The sequence below is a fragment of the Paramaledivibacter caminithermalis DSM 15212 genome (assembly GCF_900142245.1).
Classification (GTDB): domain Bacteria; phylum Bacillota; class Clostridia; order Peptostreptococcales; family Caminicellaceae; genus Paramaledivibacter; species Paramaledivibacter caminithermalis.
The window spans coordinates 1-5484 of the sequence record NZ_FRAG01000104.1; the positions used below are offsets into that span (position 1 = coordinate 1).

7 protein-coding genes are annotated in these 5484 nt (G+C 30.2%); 5 read left to right on the top strand and 2 right to left on the bottom strand.

The genetic code is table 11. From position 1 onward, the window contains the following. Both BUB36_RS18300 and BUB36_RS18305 read left to right on the top strand, forming a co-directional pair. The coding region (locus BUB36_RS18300) for a PEP-utilizing enzyme (RefSeq protein WP_242655910.1) at window positions 1-552 on the top strand (552 nt) is incomplete at its 5' end. Between the two features lie 23 nt (window positions 553-575). Beyond that, window positions 576-992, top strand: coding sequence for an acyl-CoA thioesterase (locus BUB36_RS18305; RefSeq protein WP_073153650.1), 417 nt, complete (start codon window positions 576-578; stop codon window positions 990-992). 310 nt (window positions 993-1302) lie between these two features. Here BUB36_RS18305 and BUB36_RS18310 read toward each other — a convergent pair whose 3' ends face one another. Further along, on the bottom strand, window positions 1303-2679 hold the full coding sequence (locus BUB36_RS18310) for a GerMN domain-containing protein (RefSeq protein ID WP_073153654.1): 1377 nt from the start codon (window positions 2677-2679) through the stop codon (window positions 1303-1305). 131 nt (window positions 2680-2810) lie between these two features. Here BUB36_RS18310 and rlmD point away from each other — a divergent pair, with 131 nt between their 5' ends. The 3 genes from rlmD to BUB36_RS18320 all read left to right on the top strand — a co-directional run bounded on the left by rlmD (window position 2811) and on the right by BUB36_RS18320 (window position 5149). Next, entirely contained in the window at window positions 2811-4181 is a 1371-nt protein-coding gene (gene rlmD / locus BUB36_RS18315) for a 23S rRNA (uracil(1939)-C(5))-methyltransferase RlmD (protein WP_073153657.1), read from the top strand. After that, window positions 4151-4318 (top strand): hypothetical protein, encoded by a 168-nt coding sequence (locus BUB36_RS19930; RefSeq protein WP_165613150.1) that lies wholly within the window; start codon window positions 4151-4153, stop codon window positions 4316-4318. The genes rlmD and BUB36_RS19930 overlap by 31 nt, the downstream gene beginning before the upstream one ends. 201 nt (window positions 4319-4519) lie before the next feature. Further along, the gene (locus BUB36_RS18320; RefSeq protein ID WP_073153660.1) at window positions 4520-5149 is read left to right on the top strand and encodes an SEC-C domain-containing protein; all 630 of its coding nucleotides are present in this window, start codon (window positions 4520-4522) and stop codon (window positions 5147-5149) included. A gap of 45 nt (window positions 5150-5194) precedes the next feature. Here BUB36_RS18320 and BUB36_RS18325 read toward each other — a convergent pair. After that, window positions 5195-5484: transposase domain-containing protein (locus BUB36_RS18325; protein WP_131821362.1), on the bottom strand; the 290-nt coding region annotated here is incomplete at its 5' end.

The window sequence follows — 5484 nt, forward strand, 5'->3', positions numbered from 1 at the left end:
TCTGAGGAAGTATTAAGAAGGTTGATATTAGTATGGGGTGTTAAGCCAGTTTTAATTAGAGATGTAGACTTAACTGATGAAATTTTTGATTTATCTATTGATAAGGCTAAAGAATATGGATATATAAAAAGCGGAGACCTTGTAGTTATAACTGCAGGAGTGCCTGTTGGTGTTGCAGGTGCCACTAATCTTATTAAGGTACATATTGTAGGAGAAATACTAATAAAGGGCATGGGAGTAGGAAACAACGCTGCTTCAGGCAAAGTTTGTAATGTGAGAACATCTTCAGAGCTTGAAACAAAATTTAAAGAAGGAAATGTTTTAGTGACTGTTGCTACTGACAAAGATATGATAAAATATATGGAGAAGGCATCAGCAATTATTGTTGAAGAGGGAGGACTTTCATCCCATGCTGCCATAGTTGGGCTAAGCCTTGGAAAACCTGTTATAGTTGGTGCTGAAAATGCTACAAAGCTATTAGAAGATAATCAAGTAATAACTGTCGATGCAATAAGAGGTTTAGTGTATAGTGGAAAGGCAAGGGTGCTTTAAAAACTTCCTCAAGGAGGTATAATATGTATACAAATGATGCAGTAATTAGAGTGAGATATGGAGAAACAGACCAAATGGGGGTAGTCTATCATGGTAACTATTATACGTGGTTTGAGGTAGGAAGATCAGAATTTTTTAATTCACTAGGATATACATATAAAAGATTAGAGGAAGAAGGTATTATATTACCTGTAATAGAAAGCTCATGTCAGTATATAAAGCCTGCAAAATATTATGACGAAATAATAATTAGAACTAGAGTGGATTCATTAAAGGGAGTTAGAATTGCTTTTAGCTACGAGGTTATAAGAAAGGAAGATGATATTCTTTTAGCAAGAGGTAAAACAACCCACGGATTTGTTAATAAAGAGCTTAAGCCTGTAAAATTTAAGAAGGTTAATAGAGAAGTGTGGGATATTCTAGAGAATTGTATAAGGTAATATTTAAAAAATTGCATAATTCTAACTTGGCAGAAGTGTATAATATATATGATATAATTTTGAAGATTTAAAAACTATATGTAGTAGTTAGCTTTTTGACAAGGTAATTATACAATTTGATCATTTAAAAAATTATAAAAAAATCATAAATTTAATAAAAAGCATGTATAAACATAACAAATATGTATTATAATCTAAAGAAGGACAGTTTATACCTTGTAATGTAATTTTTACGATGTGTAACTGATTCTAATATATTAATGGCGCCCTAAGGGCGCCAAATTTTTTAGATAAACCAAAAGGTCATCAATCAGATATCTTTGTTGTATTGTTCAACATTGATGTATTTTGGAGCACTCAAAGGCTTAGATATATCAATATTATTAAAAGAATCAATTTTATTTCCATCGATAATAATAGAAATTTTATTAACTTCAGGGATGCTATTAAAGGAGTACAAAATACTATCTAACATCATGCTTTGAATATCACTTCTTTTACCATAAGCATTAAGAAAATCATTATTTAAATTCAAAGTTAGATTATTATTATCGTATTCAAAGCTTAAAAGTTCAACATTATTAGGAATTGTTGCTAGTAAATTTTTATGATGAATATCATTTACTATACCAGTTTTTAAAGAATTAAATAGTGTAGGAACTAAATCATTTATATCTATATTATTTTCATGAAGTTCAATTGGAACAAGCAGTAATCTTTCAGTACTTGTATCAAGGCCTAAAAAAACCTTAGGATTATTATTTCTTTCAAAGGGTTCTCTAACATATGTCCCATGGAAAAAGGTTTCTACTTCTTTACCACCTTTTAGAAATTTCACTCTATCTACTCCACCTAAAGTTGTCAGGGTATTGACAAGTGAATTCAATGCAAACTGACTGATAGTTGATCCTTGGTCATATTTGCCTATATTTCTAGGAAGATTTAGATAGGCAGTTTTTTTCCTAACCCAAATTGAGGGAACTTCAGGTATAGGAGAACCGCTACTTAAGCCTAATGAAGAGTTTGGACCTAAGAGTAGGTTATTTATACTTGCCCTAATAGTTTTATTGGTATATTTAATCTTGCGAGAAACGGGTAATAGATATTCATAATTTTCATCTGGAAAATATAGGGTTAAATACATATAACCATTTTCTACTGTATTCTTTGAAGGGATGTATTTAGAATTACTTAAGTAGGTTACAGATATTTCATAGGGTTCAATACCATTAAATATTTTTCCAGTTGAGTATATTTTAAAATTATAACAACCCGCACTTAGTCCTAAATTTTCCTGGGAAATATCAAGTGAATATTTGATTTTGGAATCATTATTTTCCATATCAATTAGACCTGTTACAAATTCAGTATTAATATATTTTTTGACTAAACTATCATTATTTAGGACCTCTAAAACTATGTCATGGCTTTCACCTAAAATAAAGGACCCTTTATCTAACTCACCAGTCATGATAAACTCTATATTAGTTGGATTATAGAGCTTGGGTTCATTAAGATTTGTTTCATAACTACTATTTATAGGCTTTATTTTGCTTGATGATTTGTTTAGAGTAAAATTTGGTAATAAGTCATTTGGAAAATTTATTAGAGAAGAGTTTAGTGGAATAATAGATGCTAAAAAGCAGATGACAACAATTAAAAATAGATTAAAAAAAGTTTTAAGCATATAACTACACTCCCTATACAAGCTTTATATATATAGTATAAAACATTTTCTTGATTTTTTCTAAATTTTAAACAATTATCGTATGAGATTTTTTTATAATGAGTATGATTAAACATAAGGAGGGGCAAATTATGACTGATATACCTGTAAAAGAAGGAAAAAAATACGAACTTATAATACACGACATTGGCGACGGTGGAGAAGGAATAGGGGAAATAGAGGGATTTACTATTTTTATAGAAGGTGGGATTCCTAAAGATAAACTTTTAGTAGAAATTACTAAGGTAAAGAAAAATTATGCTTTGGGGAAAATAATTGAGGTAAAAGAATTATCTCCATATAGAATTAAACCGATATGTGCTATAGCTGATAAATGTGGAGGATGTCAAATACAACATATAGATTATGCTAGACAGCTTGAAATCAAAAAGAATAAAGTTATATCAAATATCGACAGAATAGGCAAGCTTGAAAATGTTTTAATTCACGATGTCTTAGGTATGAATGAGCCATATAGATATAGAAATAAAGCACAATTTCCTATTGGAATGGAAAATGGAAAATCAATCATAGGTTTTTATAAAAAGAGAACTCATGAAATCGTTAATATTGTAGACTGTAGCATACACCATGAAATAAATGATAAAATACTGATGATTTTTAAAAGGATTATTGATGAAAATAAGATATCTGTATATGAAGAAAAGTCAGGTAAGGGGTTATTAAGACATATACTAACAAGGGTTTCTCACACTACGGGAGATTTAATGGTAGTTATTATTACAAATGGAAAAAAATTACCATTTAAAGAGAAAATAGTGAATGAATTAATAAAGAATGTTCCTAAGGTAAAAAGCATAGTTCAAAATATAAATATAAAGAAAACAAATGTTATACTTGGACGTGAATGTATTACATTATATGGACATGATAAGATCGTAGATTATATAGGTGATTTAAGGTTTGAAATCTCGCCTTTGTCTTTCTTTCAAGTAAATCCTTTTCAAACAAAGGTACTATATGATAAAGTTTTAGAATATGCTGAGCTAACAGGAAATGAAACTGTATTTGATATATATTGTGGAATAGGAACTATTTCACTTTTCTTGGCTCAAAGGGCAAAAAAGGTTTATGGTATAGAAGTTATTGAAGCAGCAATAAAGGATGCTAAAAGAAATGCAAAACTGAATAATTTAGATAATACAGAGTTCTTTGTAGGAAAGGCTGAGGAGTTAGTGCCTAAGCTATATAAACAAGGCTTGAAAGCCGATGTCGTGGTTGTTGACCCACCAAGGAAGGGTTGTGATAAAGTAGTATTAGAGATGATAGCTGTGATGAAGCCTAAAAGGGTTATATATGTATCTTGTAAACCTAGTACGTTAGCCAGAGATTTAAGAATATTGAATGAGCTTGGATATAAGACCTTGGAAGTACAGCCGGTGGATATGTTTCCACACACTACACATGTGGAGTGCTGCGTAAGAATACGTCGCAAAGAATAGCCGTAATGGCTGCAATATCAATGGATACAAAGATATTTAACTTTAATTCAAACAAGCCAAAAATTAATAGATGTAAGGATAAAGAGATTATAAATCAGATCGAAATAGAAATTGCATTACGGATACCGTGTGCGTAGATATGTTTCCTGATTTGATAAAGTAGAAAAAGGCCATGAAGAGAAAAACTTTTCATGGTCTTTTTGTGCTTTATATTAGTGATTATTTAATAACTAAAAGAGAAAACTATCTGTTATAATATGGGATAAGAGAGTAACATATTACAATCTTTATTATTTAATATTTTTCTGAATAAATTCATAAAAAAGGAAGATGAGCTTATGATGCCATTAAAATATTTTAAAATACTAAAAAATGAGCCTTGTCCATGTGGAAGTGAACTTAAATATATTGAATGCTGTTACAATAAAGAAGATGAATTTATTGATGTTAAGTATATTAATAAAATATTACTTGAAACTGCCAAGGCTTTTGATTCAAATAAAATTAAAACATGCCTGCATCCTAATAAAAGCGAATGTAAACCTCCTATTAAGCCTGCGCATGCGATACAAAATAATGGAATACTATCTCAAATATCATATAAAAATCATGTGGTTACTTTTGCAACGCATAAAACAAAGAAATTTGATGCAAAAAGAATTGATGATAATATACTTGAATTAAGTAATTCACTGGGATTAGTTGGTGTAAATGAGGCTACTACCCATACTTGTTTTTGTGATTATCATGATAGTAGCGTCTTTGCACCTATCGAAAACAATCCAAAAGGATTTGTGAAGAATGATAAAGAGCAACTTTTTTTGTACGCATATAAAGCTTTTGCGTTTGAATATTACAAGAGTATGGTAGCACTTAATGCTCTAAGAGATTTGTTTAAAAGGATTCCACAAAAACTAAAAAAATATCCCTTTCTTGTTGTACCACATTATCGAAGAGAACAATTGTAAGCGTAAAATAGTCCCCACCTTGGATTAAGGATGAGGACTATGATATTATTTATTAGGGCCAACTCTACATATATCAGGAATGTTATCTGACCATGGTAAGAGCTGGTCTAACTGCTTTATGTCATTTATATCAATATTAGGAAGTTGTTCAAATAGATAGTTTAAATAGTGAAAAGGACTTAGATTGTTGGCTTTAGCCGTCTCTACAACACTATAAATTATACTGCTTGCCGTAGCCCCTTTAGGGGATTTGCAAAATAAAAAGTTTTTGCGACCAATAACAAAAGGTTTTATGGCCCTTTCTGCTCTATTATTACTAATCTCAATTTGACCAT